The following is an 18838-nucleotide window of genomic DNA, read 5'->3' on the forward strand; positions in this document are numbered from 1 at the left end:
ATGGGAAAGATCGTTCAAGTAAAAAAAACGATCTGATTAATTTACATCACCGATAACCCCGATAAAGTCGGGTGCCGTGTTTGATTACTGACCGGTAACCCTGATAGCAACCACTGTAATTGGCGTTGCTCGATGCCCATAGCCGTGTGTTCATTAGTCTGTTTTGGCCACTGAAATCGTCCTTGTTCTAAACGACGATAATAGAGCCAAAAACCGTTGGTATCCCAAAATAAAATCTTTAATTTATCGCGTTGTTTATTACAAAAAACGAACCACGCTTGGCTTAAAGGATCGAGAGATAGGGTATCGCTGACAATAATACTTAGGCCATTGATTGATTTGCGCATGTCGGTGAACCCCGTGACCAAGTAAACTTGGTGTGTGCAAGGTGTCACAGTACGCTCAATAATTTGGCTAGCGTTTGGTTAGCTAATGTCGACTCGAAGTCTATTTGATAGCCGTTTGGTGTGGTGAGTTTAATGATTGAAGGTTGCGTAAAGGCTTGCTCATGAATAACAAACGGGATCACCTGTTGCTTTTTAACCCTTACCGTTTCGTCAGAAAGGCGTTTACGCCAAACATAGAAAGTCGATGCGTTAATGTTGTTATCACGACAAAATTGAATGGTGGCTAAACCACTCGATTTTTGCTGCTCAAAAATGCCTTGCCAGTGTTTTATTTTTTGCTGTTTATTCATAATTACCTCAGGTTAATATGCTGAGTAAATTATGCATAGGTGCCATTAACATTGGTATGTGGGGCTAATTACGCGCTTACAATATAACTAAGTTATCAATATCTAGAATTTTATTAACAAAACGGAAAAAAAACTTTAATTCATCATTTTCATCTTCATTGTTTAAATCAATATCAAGACAATCACGATAACCTGTAGTATTTTTTTTGGGTACATCTGAAGAGAGAAATTTGATTGTATTATCTGCTACCATTTAACTGATTCCTTTCAATGATGAAGTATCACATCACTCAAGATTATAAATATCTATGTTGGTACCAGTTTGCTTGAAGTATAAATAGTTAGCAAGGTAACAGATATAAAACTATAAATTCCCCTAGACTCTGAATGACGGCCTTGGTGGCATTTGCGACTGTCAGATTTGATCAAAACCTAAAAAAATTAGACCGACAAAATCCCTTGGTAATCACACTTATTCACTGTGTTCTGTTCACTGTGTTCTGTTCACTGTGTTCTTCTTATCAACTCATTTTGACGTAATATTGCTAAGGTATCCGAAGGTGTAACTTTCCACGCGTCCGACAATCTGCGTAAAGTAAAAACACCTAATTCAAGTCTGTCATCGGGTGACAAGAAGTGGTGCAAGTGTCGGCCAGCGACTGAAATAGTGACAGCAGCCCCCTGTGCACCATTATTATAAACTGCCATCCCTTTGTTTTTATTCTCGCCATGAAATGAAGCTTTTACTTCGCTTTTCAAGCCAAATAACACGCCGCACAACCCGGTTAACTCGCTTTTAGTCAACTGAATTATCGTTTTACTTGCCCAGTCTGGTGATTCACCAGGGGAGTTAATAGTAGTCATTTCAATACTTAACGTCTGCAAGCCAAGCCGACTAGATGTGTACTGAACGTTCATAGCTGTGCGCTTTAATGGTTCTGGGTGCCTATCTGCATAAAATGTAAGTGCTTCACCAAAATTGTTCTGTTGTGACATTCTTCCCCCTAAATATCTAAGCGTTTACTCGCTGCTCTTAGGCGTTCATCACCCCTAAAGTCATATTTTTGCGTTGTTGCTAAGCTTGCATGGCCCATTGCATCTTTAACTGTAATTAGATCTTCGCCGTTCTCTAGCATTGACGAAGCGAATGTCCTTCTTAGGTCATGCGGGGCACACTTTTCTATACCGGCCTCGACAGATCTACTGTTTAAAATATGGTAAATTGCCTGGCTAGTCATGCGCTCTGAGGTAACATCATCGTATCTACGAACACGACTAAATAGTGGCCCTGGAATATCACTTCTCACTTCCTCAATCCAGCTTTCAAGCCTTTGAAATGCGCCATCTGGCAAGTAGGCCATGCGCTCTTTATTACCTTTACCTAGCACTTTTAGCGAGCGGTTATGCCGGTTATAATGAGAAAAATCAAGGGATACAACTTCAGCTCTTCGTAATCCGCACCCGACTAAAACAGATAAAATAGCGTTATCTCTAACCCCAATAGCAGACTTATCACTTTCACATGTGAAAAATAATTTCTTAACTTCAGCAGGGGCCAGGGCTCTACCTTTAGGTATTCTTGACCCTCTAACCGACTTAACTAACTTGATATGTTGGTAAGTATCGGTGCTAATAAGCTTAAGTGTCCATGCCTCTACGGCTACACCTTTTATTGCCGCCAAGTAATTATTTATAGTGGCCGGTGCTTTTCCCGCATCAGTGAGCATGGTCAAAACTGCCTGTACATGGTGCCGCTCAAGCATACCCCAAGGACAGGTTCTTAAATCATGATAGCCCATCATTTTAGCTATGTTGTTTAAAAACGACCTCATGGCTAGCCGGCTACTTTCAGCCCTTAAGCCCATTAAGTATGAAACAGCAGGATTTTTTTCAATACCATTTACACCAGTGCCAGCAGCCTCCGCACTTAATACTTCAAAAGTACGCTCTGCAGGGAGAAATGTGACTTCGGTATTTTCATCTTTGTTTTGTTCGTGCATTTTTTGATGCCTCAAAGTAACTTTGTGCTTTTGCTCCATACTTAGTTTAAGTTTGTATGTTTGGAACAATCCTACATAATGAAGCACGGACATATTATCTGTGTTTATTTTGCTCAGTATCACCACCTAAATTACGTCTTCTAATTTTAAATTCTGATGGTGTTGACTCGATATTTATTATATCACAGGCTCTACTTTCTAAAAGGGTCATTTTAATAAGTAGAGGTAAAGCTGAATTCGCATAAACATAGTAAAGAGTAGGCTTTTAAGTTCATCAGGAAAGGCGAATTTACCAATCCATATTAGCCGCTTGATCGAATTGGTAATTTAAATGCTCCACAAAACTTTCCATATCTTCCATTGAAACCATAGCTCTCGAATATGAGCCATCATTAGCCATTGTAAGAATTGTAGGTAAAACCGCTATCCATAACATAATACATTGCTGGTTGTATTTCAGATGACCATAAATGCTCAATAAAACGCTCGAGTAGAGATTTTAACATTTGAGACAGTTTTAATCATGAATAATGCGAGTGAAAAGTGTCTCAATATGGCCATTTACGACACGCTAGCACATCAAAAGTCTGAGATAAAAAAGTGTAAAAATTCACTTTTTAATATGCCGATGTATCAATTAATGCCCATAAAAAAGGATTCACCGTGTCTCAATATGGCTATTTTATAGAGTCTTAGCAGCTAAAAGTCTGAGATGAAAATGTGAAAAAATACACTTTATTATTATATGGTAAGGCACTTTTTCACTTCATTTAAGGCTGATTTACACGTAAAAATAACAACCAGTGAGTCGGTTTGGCGCTCTCAAGCCTGCGATTTTATTGTTATTCAACCAGTAAAATATTGATGTAAAAGTGAATACTCAGCGCTCGACGCGCTAAAAAACGCCCAAAATGGGGGTGAAGTCGATAGGTATGTAGCGCGCATTTAAGCAGTGCGCTCCGTTATAATCGAAGTCTAGCTGCACATTCCACGGCATTAGGTCGGTAAAATCATCATCACCCACCTCTCGCTTTAGCATTTACTATAATGTGGCTACCAATGTGAGCTGATTGATATATGTATTACAAAGATCAACAACCCCTAGTTATTTGATACCACGCGATTATAAAATCGCGTGGTATTTATATGGTTTATTGAGTTAATACGTCCATTTAATTGTAAAGTCGATATTTTGAGGCTCACCGTAGTTGGCAAAATCAATATTAGCCCAATATTTTTCGTCAGTTATATTTGTTGCACTTAGTGTTGCATTCCATGAGCTATTAAAGCGCCAGTTAGCGTATAAATTAACCAACATGTAAGCACCTTGTTGGTAAGTTACTCCTTCACTTTCTAGCGGGTGATTTACACCATACCCAGTGATTTCACTTTGCCAATTAACGCCACCACCAATATTTAAATTTTCTAGTGTACCCGTGAATTGATAATGCGTTGAGAGCTGAACTGAGTGTTCTGGCAAGTTAGTCCAAATGCGGTCGTTTTCATTTCGAGTAGTGTCAACATAGGTGTATCCAGCATTTATCAGCCATTCATTGCTGATACGGCCACTTAAACTAATTTCAACCCCTTTACTTTCAGTGCCATCAACACCTTTATAAGCAGAACTTCCGTCTGGCAATGAATAATCTGGTTGGGTTAGATCTCGTACACCGTAATTATCTTGTTTGGTATTAAATATGGCAAAGGTTGCCATAAGTTGACCATCATAAAATTCACTCTTAATACCTACTTCTAAGTTGCTACCGAGTACGGGTGCAAGCAAGTTATTATTTTTATCCTTGTAGTTTTGTGGTGTAAAAATATCTGTGTAGCTTGTATAAAGGCTGGTTGCTGGTGTCAGATCATAAACAATACCTACATAAGGCGTAATTTCGTTACTTACTTTATAGTCACCAGTCGTATTGGTATATGCAGAGTCTGTATCATAATTGTCGGTGCCTGTTTCCCAAGAAGTAACCCGTGCGCCACCGACGAAAGATAAAGTGTCGGTTACCCGAAAGCGTGTTGCTGCATAAAAACCATATTGATCAGTTTTGCTTGTTCTGTATGCCCCTGTGGTTTCATAGCTGGGTTTCGGAGCCTCACCATTATAATCCCATGCATTTGGTATATTATAAGACCAGTCAGATAGCGAAGAGTAACCTAAACTTGTTGATTCATGTTGACTAATGTTGAGACCGAACATAAGTTCATGTTCGCGCTCAAATAGGTTATAACTGCCTGTCAGGTATAAATCTAGGCTGTCACGAGTGTCCTCAGTGGAGCCTACTGCACCTCGCAAGAATACCCCTTCGCCAGTGTCTCGATCAGGAAGACCAGAAGCATAAACACGTAAACTTTCAACCTCACCCTCGGTGTGGTTTAGTGCAGCACGTAGTTGCCAATAGTCATTGAAGTGGTGGTTTATATCAGCAAATACAGTCGATGATTCTCGCTGCCATTTTGTCCACTTAGGCGCATAGCTGGTAGTAACGGGTAAGTTTGCTTCGTTACCATCACTGGCAAAAATTGGGATGGTACCCCATGTACTGCCAACAGGATTATTATCTTGGTTTTGATAACCCAGCGATACTGTTGTGTTTTGGGTTATGTCGGCTTCAATAATGCCCATCATAGCTAACTTGTCTTCTTGATAACGCTCAAGATAACTATCAGAATCTTGATAAGCAACGACTAGGCGACTTCTAACGCTGCCATCTGCGGTTAGGGGTAAAGAAATATCAGCAACACCACGGCGTCGATCCCATGAGCCAATGCCTGCAGATATAGACGCGTCGAACTCTTGCTTTGGGCGTTTTCGTATCATATTAACCGTGGCCGAAGGTGAACCAACACCACTTAATAGGCCATTGGCACCACGGATCACCTCGACTTGTTGATAGAGTGAGGTGTCGTATTCTTGATTGGTTGAGCCACTATAAGTTGGAATGCCATCTACTTGGAAGTCGGTAATTTGAAAGCCTCGAGCAAAGTAAAGTGGACGTTGACTGTCATATTTTGTGACATTCACGCCCGGTACATTTAGCATTATATCGTTTATGTCAGTAATGCCGCTTAAATCCATCAGTTCGCGCGAAATACTCGTAACAGACTGTGGTAGCTCTTTGGCTGACAGTGGTATTCTAGTAGGGTTTTGACTTGAAAAAGGTGAGTTTTTCACCTCGATAATTTCCATACCTTGGTTGTCTTTATGTATATCTTTAGTTTCTTGCGCTGCAAGCGCTTGTCCATAAAGAGCGGCTGTGACAGCTAAAGCTAAAGTGTATCGATTTTGGTATTTATTAAAACAGGGAGTTGATGCGTATTTCGATGTAGTGTTCTGCAGATAGTGTTTTTCGTTAAAGCTCATTTGTCTATATTTCCCTTAAAAATTAAAGCAATGATAACAATTCGCATTATCTTTAGCATTTAACCCTGAGTCAACCAAAAATACTGAATAAAGTGCTCTGGTAGATAAACGGCTATTATATTGATGACTATAATTAAACATTAGTAAGCGCTCATTACTCCGCGTTATTCCAAATTTAATCTGAGCCTTGATAATGACGTCAGTCATTACTTATCGAAGTTTCAATATGTCACATACTCAACATTGGCAACAAACCGGCGACTCGCAAGCACACTATTGCCGTGCTCACGAGCTCGACAAAAATCAATTTAGTTATTGGAAGTGGATCATTTTTGCATTGCTGGTAACAGAATTTGCTGTGGCTCAGTTGGCAACAACGTCTGAGAGCGCATCATCGCTTTGTATCACCTTACCTAACGGCATTGTACTGGGTGGCATCGATGCCATGAACGCTGCGGTTGCGGCGCAATTGTTGGAGTACCTGCGCTGATGCAACCAACAATGCGACCTGCTGCCCATTTACCGCGCGTGTATTTATATTGTGAGCCGATTGATATTCGCAAGTCTCATCGCGGCTTAAGCACTTTGATTGAAGCAAGAATTTGGCCACAACCCGTTTAGTGGTGAGCTGTATGCGTTCACCAATAAACAGCGTAACAAAATCAAATGCGTATTCTGGGAAAATAATGGCTTTGTACTGTATTACAAAGCGTTAGCTGAGGATAAATTTAAGTGGCCCAAGCGTCCTGATGAGCTGGTGAACTTAACGGGGCAACAACTTAATTGGTTACTCGATGGCTATGATATTAACCTGATGAAACCTCATAAAAAATTGCAATTTGAGTTGGTTTTTTAGCAAAAAAACCACCTGCTTTGATACAATAAGCACAGTTAAAACAAGGCCTTAAAGACTATTTGCATTGTGACTTCCTCTTCTGAAAATCTGACTGAAATTGAATTGCTTCGTGCTCAGTTAGCAGAGCAAGAACAGCTTATTCAAAGCCAGTCTGAGCGCATCAAAATATTAAAAGAGGTGGTGGTGATATCAAGTGCTCAGTGCAACATGGTTTTTAATCATATCATTAGGAGTTAAATAGTTTAATATCCTTCTTGGTCGATTATTTAGTTTATTAGCGACTTTATCTAAATAACTTTGGTCAAAGCCATGTAGACTTGTCTTTTTGCGGAAGTACTACCTTAATAGGCGATTTGTATTTTCATTTGTTCCCCTTTGCCACGGACTACTCGGGCCACAAAAGTAAACATCTGTATTCGTATTTTTAGGGTCTGTTGATCTTTGTAGTACATATATTAATCAGCCCACATTGGTAGCCACATCATAGTAAATGCTAAAGCGAGCATTGAATGATAATTTCGTTCAAGCTTTTCATACCGTGTGGCTATCCCTCTATATTATTGCTTAATACGGCCAAATGTATTCTCAACCAAGTGCCGATATTTGTACATGCACCAGTCAATATCTTCATTGCCTACTAAACTGTTGCCCTTACGTGGAATAGCGGGTGTAGCGTTATTATCACGAACAAACGCTCTCAGTTTTTCACTGTCGTAGCCTTTATGTGCGATGACAATATTACTTGTTGGGCAATTAGCTACGAGTGACTCTGCATGGACGATATCATGCGTATTTTCACAGGATAATTCATAATAAACAGGCAACCCTCCGCTATCGACTGCAAGATGAATTCGGCTCTTTCCAATTGATTCATTGTCAGCGGTTCTTTCACCACAACTATGTTGATGAGCCCTAACAATACTGCCATCAATGAAGACCCAATCCATGTCTGCATCACGAGATAATACGCGAAACAGTCAATTCAAAATCCCTTTTTTGGACCATAAATTAAATCGTCTGTAGATAGCACTCCAACTGCCAAAATCAGAAGGTAAATCTCGCCATGGAATACCTGTGCGCATCTTATACAGTATGCCTTCGAGCGTTTTTCTATGGTCGGGCTTATTATAAATTCGACCACTTAAGTACATTACTTTTGGTAAGACATTCCATGTCCCGTCTGTTAACATTAATCTTGGCATGTAGGTTCGGTGTAAAGTTTTCTGGCGAATTCAATTATACCTTATCTTCATACTGTTTGTTTTTCATACCGAAAAGATCAACACGCCCTAGTATATGACGAAAAGATCATTGCTACTTCACTATATTCCTGATTTAAGCCGAACTTATTATGCCAAGGAAGTGCTGGTAGCATCTTGTCTTCCCTTTTTGAGAGACTGCTTATAGCACTGAGCCGAACTTCGGCAAAGAGCGAGGAATGGTCATTGAGACTGGCTGAGTATTGTAGTTAATTGATTGGCCAAACAGCCCTTTGCGCATATATTCATGAAAATGAGCGGCGCGCATATTTTTTGTTTAACTTTAATTTAAAGTTTTAGAAAACTTTGTGATAGTAATATCTTAGGTAATTTGTTAAAAGTAGATAAATGAGCGTGAAGTCGGCAGAAATATGCTTGATTAGCGCCACTATTAAATTGTTAGCACACATGTCATAGGTTCAAGCATGGAGTAAATAAATGACCGAAGTATGGTACTCAGAAGAAGATAGATCTCGTCATAACCATATTCTAAGGCTAATTAGTGAAAAAGAACGAAAGTACTTTTATTCTTTTGGTTATGGCGCATTATTTATTTTCTTATATTTAGTTAGGAGTAACCTTGAATCAGGAGGATTATTTGGTTTTACAACACTTTTTTGGTAATTGCATTCGGTATGTGGCTTGGTACAAATCCTATAATCCAAAAATTTGACGTATTTTATCATGTTAAAGGCGGTGAACCTGAACATATTACTCAACGTTTTACTGTATTTTCAGCAACATCAAACAAAATCGGATTAGTTTCTGTTTCAGCTATGCTCATAGCTAGCTGGATATTTATTTGGTAATGAGTACTAACAAGTCACTGCAAAGAACGAAAAACAGGTGACTGTGCTCGTACCTTGCTATTTTAGCCTCAAGTGAGGTGATACCAATATCCGTTTCTGGCACGTAGCGGCCGAAAAAACTAGTCCAGAAAGTTATCAGCTTTACAGTCTCATTTTTATACTTTGTTGTGTAACTTCAATACACGCTGCCCTGCTACACTAAGATATAGCTTTCGTAAACTCACTCCAAATACGTTCGAAATTCATAAATACAACATTTTCTTATACGTCCCTAACAAACCGTTCACGGTTTACGAAAAACACCTCACTCCTTTAAAACCCTGCGATAAACGTATCAACAAAGTGTTTAAATTTATCCGTTATTACTGGCAGTATTCTTCTGCGTTGTAAAAGGCTGGGTTTGGTTTCTAGTACATCAGCAAAGTCATCCCTTAGTGGCATTTCGTCACTTAGCTCATAACGCGTTACTAGCTTTTCTAGGCGATCTTGGTTTAACTTTTGCTCGTGGGCAAACCTCTCAAGCTCTAGGCGCTTTTCTTTTTCCCAATAAAGCTCAAACTCTTCATCAACGTCAGCACTGGCAGGTATGCCTTGTAAGTGCTCGTCCATAAACTTATCTATAAGTGCTTTTTTACTTAATAAGGTTGGATCTGTGGCTATAAGGTTTGCTATTACTTGACGTTTACGGGCCTTTTCGTCGCCGCTTTCTTCGCCGTGTAACTCTCGCAATAACTGCAAAATATAGGTTACATTTACTATATCACTGTGTAGTAGCTCTAGTTCAAAATCAACGTCATCTAAAACCGATACTTTTTCTTTACTTGAGTTCTCACGTAGCTGCCTGCCAAGGTCGGCATACTTACTCGTATAATCTTGAAACTCTTGCTCGCCCATAGCGGTTGAGTCCATATCAAAATCAGCAAAGTTGCTTAACATGTTCTTTAAGCGCATAAGCTCACGAAACTGCCTCACAAACAACGCCTGAGCTTCTTCATCAGGTAAAGCATTAACTGAGTCAACGGTAGGCGTAATTGCGATTAGCGCACCATAGGCGTCGTTAAAATCGACTAGTAGCTCATTATACGAAGGGGTTTCTATATATTCTTTAGGCTGCTTGTTTGAAAACAGCGTAAAAGCAATGTCAGCAGCTTTTTTAAGGTTTCTAAAACACACTATATTGCCGTGCGATTTAGTTTCACCCAATAATCGATTAGTGCGCGAGAAGGCCTGCACCAAACCATGATATTTAAGGTTTTTATCAACGTACAACGTATTGAGTTTTGGGGCATCAAAGCCGGTTAAAAACATATTCACCACCAGCAATATATCAATCTCTTTGGCTTTAACGCGCTTAGATATATTTTTGTAGTAGTCTTCAAATAACTTACTGTCTTTGGTGGAGTAGCTTGTACCAAACATAGCATTGTAGTCGTTAATGAATAAGTCTAACTTATCGCGGCTATGTAGCTTGACGGCTTGCCCTTCATTTAAATACTTAACAGAGGCTTCTTTAATGCTTGGGTCATCACTATTACCTAGTTCGTATTCTTCCTCTTCATTAGCCTCATAGCTAAATATGGTGGCAATTTTAAGGTTATGTTTTCCCTGTGCCTTTTTCGCTGCAAATAGCTCATAGTATTGAATAAGCTCAGCCACACTTGAAACACAAAACATAGCGTTAAACTCACGACTATGCGTTTTACGATTATGCTGGGAAATAATGTAATCGGTTATTTTATCTAAGCGCGCAGGAGAGGTTAAAAGCTCTTTGGTGTCGATGTCTTCAACTTCAATGTCTAGGTTGTTGTTAGAGCCATCTTTGTATTGGTAACGCCCAACGTACTCAATAGCAAACTTAAGCACGTTAGCGTCGCGTATTGCATCCACAATTACATAAGGATGTAAGCACTCACCAAACAAATCTTTTGTGGTGCGTTTAACTGAGTTTTTAGCAACGGCGTTGTCGGCAAATATAGGCGTACCCGTAAAACCAAACAACTGCGCGTTATTAAAAAATTCGGTAATATTTTTATGTGTATCACCAAATTGGCTGCGGTGGCACTCGTCAAATATAAACACAATGCGCTTATCCTGCAGGCTTTGCATTTCTTTTAAATAGCGCTGTTTAGTCACCACGTTATTAAGCTTTTGTAGTGTAGTTACCACCAGCTTAGTATTACGATTTTGATTAACCTTTTTGCCTTTCATAGGCTTATCTAACAGCTGGTGGAACAACATGCTGGTGTTGTCGGTGCTGTCTACAGAGCCTTTTACAAACGCATTAAACTCAAGCGCGGTTTGGTAATCTAGGTCTTTACGGTCTACCACAAATACTACTTTATCAACCTCACTTAGCGAGGTCATAATTTGCGCCGCTTTAAACGAGGTTAACGTTTTACCCGAGCCTGTAGTATGCCAAATGTAGCCGTTATCGGTTGTAGTTTTAACCTGCTCTACAATCGCTTCTACTGCATAAAACTGGTACGGTCTAAGCACCATTAAGTACTTACCTGTTTCATTAAGCACTATGTACTTGGTTAGCATATGCGTTAAGTGCGAAGGCGTTAAAAATGCTTCGGCAAAGTCATGTAACTGGCTTATTTTATTATTTTCATTATCAGTCCAGTCAAAGGTTTGCTTAGCCGACATTTCACTGTTGTTAGAAAAGTACTGACTATTAACCCCATTCGACATTACAAACAGCTGCACATAGTTAAACAAACCATGGTTGGCATGAAACGAATGCTTTTGATAACGCTTAATCTGGTTAAACGCTTCTTTTAGTTCAATACCACGGCGTTTTAGCTCTATTTGTATCAGCGGCAAGCCATTAACTAATAGCGTTACATCGTATCGGTTAGTGTATGTGCCCTTTACTGTAATTTGTTGCGCTACCTGAAAGCTATTTAGCTGCGGCTCATCAAATAATAAAGTTAAGTGCTTGCTGTCGCCGTTATCAAGTGTTACATCAAGCTGGTCGCGCAGTATTTTGGCTTTTGCAAATATATTACCTTTACCAAGCTTACCCAATATTTGCGTAAATTCAGTATCGCTTAACGTGCAGCTATTCACTTTTTCAAGCTGCTGCTTAAGATTGACCTCAAGTGCGGCGTTATCCTTTAAAATAACGCGCGTAAAGCCCTGCTTGCTAAGCTGTGCAATTAAGTCATCTTCTAATTGTTGTTCACTTTGGTAAGTCATTATATCTACAATTCCTTGGTACTAGCCTTATGCAATACATTCACAGCTTGTTGCTAATCTTTATGTAACTTATAACCCTGCTCAGGGTGATTCGGTATTGTTGGATAGGCCAAAAATAATACCTGCTCTTTAACCATTTTACTTAAGTAGTTACGCCTCAGCGTATCGGGCTTCATTCCTAGCAGCTGCGCTATATCACCCAACCTTAAACAGTGCGGCTGTGCTTCTTTACATAGGGCTATTATTGCTTGTTCTACCTCAGACTTCTGCTTTCTACTTGAGGCAGATCGTACTTGCTCACCTATAACCCATAGTGAACTCCATAACTCATTAGCTGCAGCTGTCTCAACTTCTGTATTGTCTTGGTCCGGAGTATTTAAAGCTAGGTCCGGACCTTCATTGCTTAACTCCGGACCTTCAGTATCTAGGTCCGGACCTTCGCTATTTAACTCCGGACCTTCAAACAATGAAAGCTGATCTAACTTGGGAGAGGCTACAAACGTAATACTCTTACCTGCATCATTATCAGGTGTAGGGATTTGTATCCCTTTTAAGTGATATATCTTGCCTCTGTGCTGGCCTGCCGACTCTAAGTACCCTGCATTAACTAACTGACTTAACGCAAGTGTCACTTCTCTTGTATGCTCTGAGGTCAACGAGCAAATACGCTCGTGGTTAAACCATGACTCAGTAATGGCGGTAATCAAAATAGTTCGCTTAAGCTCGCTCAGCTTTTTGTAGCCACTACCAAAGGTATCTGTAAGGCGCTTATCAAGCTCAGGCGACACAATATTAACCATGCGCAACTCTAAAAAGGTTTGATTCAGCTCATCCTTTTCATACATATGCGGTGGCTGCCAGTTTTGCGCTTTACAGTTACTGTATATTTTAGGAATACCTGACCCTGCTTTTTCGCTTAAACCAATATTTAAAAACATTTGATGTATAGCTGGGTTGCGGCACTGGCTATTCCCCCCCGCCTTAGCTTCATGCACAGGTATACGCATTAGCCCTGCGTTTCTAAAGCCGATAAAGTCAGGGTGTTTTTCAATTAAAATATTACTTTCGGTATTAAACTCTGCATGTGCCAGTGTATTAACGAGTGCTTCACGAATGGCCTCATGCGCGGGAGTGGTATCTTGTCGTTGGCCGTCATCGGTTAAACTAAACCCTACTTTTAAATCTGCCGTAAGCTTACGATACACCTTACGATAAAAATCAAAAGCATTACCCGACCAAGAGCCATCAGTATAAATACGATCTATCCAGCGGTGTGTACTGTCGTCTTTTTCTTGATAATCGAGTGCAAAACTAGGCAACGCATCTTGAATCGCATCCCATTTACCAAACATCACTAAGCCAGCAAGAGTTAAACCCGCTTTACCTGTTGCGCGGTCTTTTTGCCAGCCACGTATTGAGCGCAAAAACTCTTGATCGCTCAATTCTAAAAAAGGGTGTTGTGGTTTGGCATCAACAAACATTTGCCTATAAATACGCAGGCTTTCGGGGTCTATGTCATCAAGAGTAAAGTGCTCTAAAATTCTGTTGTCGCGTACTTCTTCTTGCTCTGCCAGCATTTTATTTACTGCCGGTGGCAAACACTTTTGATCGGCCTCGTAACGGCGCTGATAGGTCCCATTGAGCGGATTCGCATTTATAAATACAGGGCGGCTTTGACGCGGGGCGCGTGGTACAGTAATCGCAATAACCGATTTGCCTTCAAGTGTTTCAACGCGCACGTCGCTTTCGCTGAGTAAATTAACACTCACTTTATTCGGGTTATTAACAATATCCCAAATATTCTTAATTAGCGGCGCTGGGTTTGTTATACCCTCAACGGTAAACTTGCCTTTTTTTTCTTTAATGCCCAATAAAATTAAGCCACCACGGGTATTGGCAAACGCGCTATAGGTTTCCCACATATCATTAGGCACTGCACCATGGCCATCGCGGCCACTCGCCTGCTTACACTCAACCTCTACGCTTTCTTGCAAAGTTTGAATATCAATAATGTTCGCTATTTGGTTGTCGTTAATTTTATTAGTCATTATTTCTCACACAAACATTTGCTGTAGTAAGCCTTTTTTAAATAGCTTAGTTTGTTCAATTTGCTCGTTAACAGCGTTTATTTTTTTATCGAGTGAATCTAAGAATGCCATAATTTTATTTTGCTCGGCCTTTGAAGGTAAGGTAATTGGCATCTCTTGAAATACTCCAACATTAATACGCTTAGCCTTGCGGCTACCATCAGCTATTTCCCCAAACCGTTTATAGAACTGCTTCTGCTTCACTACTTCAAGTACAAAAAACTTATTAACCAAAGAGCTTACATCTAAACTAGGTAAATCTAACGTACTTTCATAACCGTCTAACTCATCAGGAATTATTGCAAATGCACAGTTCAAAAAGTCTAATTTTCCATAAATAAATTGACCAGCCTTCCTTTTATAGTACTGAGTATTCTCACTGCCTTTGCTATCATCTTTTTTAGGAATTACACCTTTGCCCCAAATTTTAACCGTTAGCTTTTTAGCAGTATCACCAGAACTCCCTTTAATTCTACTTTCGGTCATAACATTGCCAATAACTTTTTCTTCCCAATCAGGAAAAGCGCTTCCATCATCGTCTTTAAAGCGGATTTGTTGGCTAAAAATTTGTTGCATTACGCCTTTTTTATAGTCTTTTAATAGGCGGTGCTTTTCAGTTAGCTGGCTGATTTTAGTATCTACAGAAGTAAGAAAGTCAGCTATTTTTTGTTGTTCTTTTTTATTTGTGGGTAATTTAACTTTATAAGGCTTTAAAAACTCGATATTTATATTTTTTTGAGCACCTTTTGGTGCTAAATAATCAATACGAGGTTGCTCCCTATTGAGGTAGAAATTTAAAAACGAGTTGTAGTTGCCCTCTTTGCAAGTAATACCGACTAGACTATCAGGACATGCCATTGGTTCATTTAAAACACCGCAATAACCAATATTAGCTGCAATAGTCATAAGTATTGTTCCTTCAGGAAACAACTTACTAACTTTTAATCCTTTATCATTTAGCGTTTGAGAGTATGAATTAACATAACCTTTTGATGAGACTACATCATTGGTTTGAGCAAAAGGTGTATTTCCACCATAAAATTGAGGGTCATTTCTCGGTCTTGGAGAAAAGCGACCTCGCTCAATAACAGCGATATTACCTAGTTTACTTTCTTTCCAGTCGGAATCGAAAAAAGCGCTAAACCTAAGCGAGGGCTTATCTGCATTACTAAGCATTACTTTTTACTCCAAAAGGCGCTCTAACTCCTAACTCATCACAAAAACCTGCAATTGTTTTGTCCGTTTCAAGCATCGCTTTATCATTTGCTATAAGTTGTTTTGCAATTTCATTTAAATCCACAAGTTCTTCATCTTCAAAGGTGTCGACGTAACGCGGAATATTAAGGTTGTAATCGTTCTCTGCTAAATCGGTTTGTGTAGCTGCGAATGCATATTTATCAATGAACTCGCGTTTGCTTACAACATCTAAAATTCGTTGTAAGTCTTCCTCACGCATTACGTTGTTGTTAGTGCCTTTTTCAAAGTGATTGCTGGCATCTATAAACAATACGTTGTCGTCGGCTTTACGGTGTTTGTTTAGTACCAATACACAGGTAGGAATAGACGTGCCAAAAAAGATATTAGCAGGTAAGCCTATTACCATATCAAGGTAGTTTTTTTCTTTAATAAGATGTTTGCGTATATGCCCTTCGGCAGCACCACGAAACAACACGCCGTGCGGTAATACCACCGCCATTGTGCCGTTGTCGTCAAGCTGGTGGATCATGTGTTGTACAAAAGCAAAATCGGCTTTACCTTTTGGTGCCAGCTTGCCGTAGTCGGCAAAGCGCTCGTTATTCATGTGTAGCGGGTTGGCAGACCAATCCGCCGAAAATGGCGGATTAGCTACCACAGCACTAAAGCGTTGCTCAAAGTGTGCGGGAACTTCTAACGTGTCGTCGTTTTGAATGTCGAACTTTGTGTAATGCACGTCGTGCATAATCATGTTCATACGGGCTAGGTTGTAAGTACTTGGGTTTTGCTCTTGTCCGTAAAACTTTAAATCGGGGTTATTAGCTTCTTTTGCAACACGCAACAACAATGAGCCAGAGCCACAGGTGGGATCGTAAACCGATTTAATGTGCGGGTTATTTAAAGTTACTAATTTTGCTAGTAATTTAGATACCATTTGCGGAGTATAAAACTCACCTGCTTTTTTACCCGCGCCACTAGCAAACATACCAATAAGGTATTCGTACGCATCGCCAAGTATGTCTATTTCGCTACTTTCTAGGTGAAAGTCGATGTTACCAAGGTGCTCTAATACTTTGGCTATTAACTTATTACGCGCATCCGGTGTTTTACCTAGCTTGTTAGAGGTTAGATCTAGGTCATCAAACAAACCGTTAAAGTCATCAGCGCTGTCTACGCCCATAGTACTTTGCTCAATATGGTTAAGCACGTTGGTTACATCATCAAGTATAAACTTATCGTTAGAACCGCGCTCAGCAAGTACATGAAAAAGCTCTGCAGGTTTTAAAAAGTAGCCAAGCTTATCAAGTGCCTCTTCTTTTACAGCTTCTAAGTACTCTTGTCCCTCTGCTGTAGTTTCGTCAATTTTAGCAAATACAATACCGTCTTCACTTAGTAGCTGATCAGCATAGGTATTGAGCTTATCTGACAGGTATTTATAAAAAATAAGCCCAAGTATGTAATCACGAAAATCATCAGCCGACATGTTGCCACGTAAGCTGTTAGCAATATTCCAAAGCTGTTTTTTTAATTCTTGTTGGTGTTGTTGAACCATTGTTGTGTGTTCTCTTAATTGGTTGTGTAGAGGTTTCTACTAGCACGCCGAGCGTACTTATTAATCTTCAATAATGTAGTCGCTATCAAGCGCTTTTACTTCAAATACCTGTTTGGTGCTAACGCCTAAGTTATGAGTAAGCATTAGCTCTGTAAGTTGTTTACCATCTACAAGCACTATGCGCTTTTCTATTAAGCCTACATATTCCAGTGCATCTTTACTAAAGCCGCTGGTGGTGATGAATACGCCCTTTTAGCGCGGTGCATATCAAGTGCGCCCGCAAAGGCTTCTATGTCTGGTCTACCCACTGTTTTATTGGTGTAGCGCTTAGCCTGTAAATATATCATTTCGAGGCCGAGTTTATCTTCTTTTATTACGCCATCAATGCCACCATCTTGAGTATACTGAGTAGCTTGCCCTGCATCTTTACGTGAGCCGCCATAGCCCATAGCTAGCATTAAATCGACTACAAGGTTTTCAAAAAACGCAGGGGAGGCCGAAAGCACTGCATGTAGTCTTTCGTCACTCAAGTTTGTATTGAGTGTATCCACTGCGGCTTCTATAAGCTCTTCTGGTGTTTTGTGTGAGTTGCTATTTACTAAGCTGGTGGTGTTTTCGTCTAGTGAGTCACTAGTATCTTTAGTGCGGGTTTTAAAGTCTAAAAACTCAGGGTATTGGCTTAAGTACTGGTTATTGATTAATTCGCCCGTTGCTAACGCAGATAAACCTTTGCTCGTAATGGTACAAAAGGCTCTTTTAGGTTGCTCAATTAACCCTGCTTTAACTAAGTATGTTTTAGCCCATTGCAAGCGATGGTAGGCATAGGTTTGTTTACCATTAGGTATACGTAGCTTAAGCTGCTCTACTGATAAACCGAGGTTTTGATAAACGCTTGCTTCAATGTCTTTAAGCTTGACGGTTTTACCGTTAGCTAAGCACTGCAGTAATGGAGTCATGAATGATTGGTAATCTGATAACGACATACTATTCCCTGCCAAGCCGTATTAGTTAATAACTAAACAGCTAATCCTTTTGTTTTATTAGTTGAGATAATATACACATTAAGATTAAGGGGCAAAGATTATGTAATGATCATGTGTCTCATATCAACACAGTTGATGTTGGGTAGTAAGAAGAACTAAGAACGCACAGTTACAAACGCCTCCTCGTGCGTTTATGATTGTAATATCGGAGTTTTCACTATTTTTCTTAAACCGATGCACTAAACCTATAGGGTTTTTCGGTCTATTTACCTCAGTTGCTCACAGGTGATTTTTGTATTTTATGAAATAAGTTGTGATATTAGACTGTTTTTTATCCATTTGACGTATGTTCTGATGTATCAATCCTTGTTCACCATTGTCAATCACTCAAACCGATGCAGCAAACCTATATACCCTGCTTTAAACCGATGCAACAAACCTATAGTTATAAAACAATGGCTTAGGTTTATTTTGTGCTTTAAGCTCTGCTTCTCTTAGGCTTGAAAGAGAGTTTATCTGGGATTTCTTCGGAAAACCGATGCAGTAAACCTCTAGTTATAGATCAATGACTTAGGTTGGAATTTGATTTATTTCCCTGTATTTAGGTGTTTTCAGGGGGTTATTCGTAAGCGTCTAGCGAACCACACCTAGCATCGATGTTCTGATTATCTAAAAATACCTGCTCAATGATAAATTCGGAGCAGGTGATGAAAACTTACAGAACAAGCGCACAGTGGCAGCAGCTTTTGCTGAAACGCAGTACGTTTAGTGGTACTAATATTGAATTCTGCCAACACCATAATGTCGCTATTACGACTTATTATAAACAA

The 18838-nt window shown here is 39.7% G+C and carries 15 protein-coding genes and 2 pseudogenes; 3 read left to right on the plus strand and 14 right to left on the minus strand.

Annotated features, from left to right (window positions below):
- Nucleotides 1–41: 41 nt before the first annotated feature.
- The 6 genes from tnpB (HC000_RS16275) to HC000_RS16300 all read right to left on the minus strand — a co-directional run bounded on the left by tnpB (HC000_RS16275) (nucleotide 42) and on the right by HC000_RS16300 (nucleotide 6067).
- On the minus strand, nucleotides 42–395 hold the full coding sequence (gene tnpB / locus HC000_RS16275; RefSeq protein ID WP_301563133.1) for an IS66 family insertion sequence element accessory protein TnpB: 354 nt from the start codon (nucleotides 393–395) through the stop codon (nucleotides 42–44).
- Complete coding sequence (locus HC000_RS16280) at nucleotides 392–697, minus strand: IS66 family insertion sequence element accessory protein TnpB (protein ID WP_179808177.1); 306 nt, start codon at nucleotides 695–697, stop codon at nucleotides 392–394. Before HC000_RS16280 ends, tnpB (HC000_RS16275) begins: the two co-directional genes overlap by 4 nt.
- Before the next feature lie 76 nt (nucleotides 698–773).
- A complete protein-coding gene (locus HC000_RS16285) occupies nucleotides 774–950 on the minus strand; it encodes a hypothetical protein (RefSeq protein ID WP_179808178.1) in 177 nt (58 codons plus the stop codon).
- 251 nt (nucleotides 951–1201) lie between these two features.
- Nucleotides 1202–1693, minus strand: coding sequence for a hypothetical protein (locus HC000_RS16290; protein WP_179808179.1), 492 nt, complete (start codon nucleotides 1691–1693; stop codon nucleotides 1202–1204).
- Between the two features lie 8 nt (nucleotides 1694–1701).
- A complete protein-coding gene (locus tag HC000_RS16295; protein ID WP_121638758.1) occupies nucleotides 1702–2697 on the minus strand; it encodes a tyrosine-type recombinase/integrase in 996 nt (331 codons plus the stop codon).
- 1159 nt (nucleotides 2698–3856) lie between these two features.
- Nucleotides 3857–6067 carry a TonB-dependent siderophore receptor gene (locus tag HC000_RS16300; protein ID WP_179808181.1) on the minus strand — a complete coding sequence of 737 codons (2211 nt, stop codon included), beginning with the start codon at nucleotides 6065–6067 and terminating at the stop codon, nucleotides 3857–3859.
- A gap of 226 nt (nucleotides 6068–6293) precedes the next feature.
- On the opposite strand from HC000_RS16300, the gene HC000_RS16305 reads away from it, so the two are divergent.
- Entirely contained in the window at nucleotides 6294–6557 is a 264-nt protein-coding gene (locus tag HC000_RS16305) for an IS66 family insertion sequence element accessory protein TnpB (RefSeq protein ID WP_179808182.1), read from the plus strand.
- A gap of 99 nt (nucleotides 6558–6656) precedes the next feature.
- Nucleotides 6657–6923 (plus strand): IS66 family insertion sequence element accessory protein TnpB, encoded by a 267-nt coding sequence (gene tnpB, locus HC000_RS16310; RefSeq protein ID WP_179808183.1) that lies wholly within the window; start codon nucleotides 6657–6659, stop codon nucleotides 6921–6923.
- Between the two features lie 189 nt (nucleotides 6924–7112).
- Here tnpB (HC000_RS16310) and HC000_RS18610 read toward each other — a convergent pair.
- Together HC000_RS18610 and HC000_RS16315 are read right to left on the minus strand one after the other, a co-directional pair.
- Nucleotides 7113–7331: pseudogene (locus HC000_RS18610) on the minus strand (IS30 family transposase); the annotation flags it as partial.
- 47 nt (nucleotides 7332–7378) lie between these two features.
- Nucleotides 7379–8125: pseudogene (locus HC000_RS16315) on the minus strand (IS5 family transposase).
- 495 nt (nucleotides 8126–8620) lie between these two features.
- Here HC000_RS16315 and HC000_RS16320 point away from each other — a divergent pair.
- A complete protein-coding gene (locus HC000_RS16320; protein ID WP_179808184.1) occupies nucleotides 8621–8806 on the plus strand; it encodes a hypothetical protein in 186 nt (61 codons plus the stop codon).
- 497 nt (nucleotides 8807–9303) lie between these two features.
- Here the strand turns inward: HC000_RS16320 and HC000_RS16325 are convergent, their stop codons facing one another.
- From HC000_RS16325 to HC000_RS16345, 6 genes are read right to left on the minus strand one after another with little or no spacing between them, the layout of a single operon-like run.
- Nucleotides 9304–12192 (minus strand): type I restriction endonuclease subunit R, encoded by a 2889-nt coding sequence (locus HC000_RS16325; protein WP_179808185.1) that lies wholly within the window; start codon nucleotides 12190–12192, stop codon nucleotides 9304–9306.
- A 53-nt stretch (nucleotides 12193–12245) separates the two neighbouring features.
- On the minus strand, nucleotides 12246–14240 hold the full coding sequence (locus tag HC000_RS16330) for an RNA-binding domain-containing protein (RefSeq protein ID WP_179808187.1): 1995 nt from the start codon (nucleotides 14238–14240) through the stop codon (nucleotides 12246–12248).
- A 6-nt stretch (nucleotides 14241–14246) separates the two neighbouring features.
- The gene (locus HC000_RS16335; RefSeq protein ID WP_179808188.1) at nucleotides 14247–15455 is read right to left on the minus strand and encodes a restriction endonuclease subunit S; all 1209 of its coding nucleotides are present in this window, start codon (nucleotides 15453–15455) and stop codon (nucleotides 14247–14249) included.
- On the minus strand, nucleotides 15448–17025 hold the full coding sequence (locus tag HC000_RS16340) for a type I restriction-modification system subunit M (protein WP_179808190.1): 1578 nt from the start codon (nucleotides 17023–17025) through the stop codon (nucleotides 15448–15450). Before HC000_RS16340 ends, HC000_RS16335 begins: the two co-directional genes overlap by 8 nt.
- A gap of 60 nt (nucleotides 17026–17085) precedes the next feature.
- Nucleotides 17086–17265: a hypothetical protein gene (locus HC000_RS18615; RefSeq protein ID WP_346010176.1), complete on the minus strand. Its 180-nt coding sequence runs from the start codon at nucleotides 17263–17265 to the stop codon at nucleotides 17086–17088.
- Nucleotides 17223–18008: a winged helix-turn-helix domain-containing protein gene (locus HC000_RS16345; protein WP_257025598.1), complete on the minus strand. Its 786-nt coding sequence runs from the start codon at nucleotides 18006–18008 to the stop codon at nucleotides 17223–17225. The genes HC000_RS18615 and HC000_RS16345 overlap by 43 nt, the downstream gene beginning before the upstream one ends.
- Between the last annotated feature and the right edge of the window lie 830 nt (nucleotides 18009–18838).

Source organism: Pseudoalteromonas sp. MIP2626, assembly GCF_013414205.1.
Lineage (GTDB): Bacteria > Pseudomonadota > Gammaproteobacteria > Enterobacterales > Alteromonadaceae > Pseudoalteromonas > Pseudoalteromonas nigrifaciens.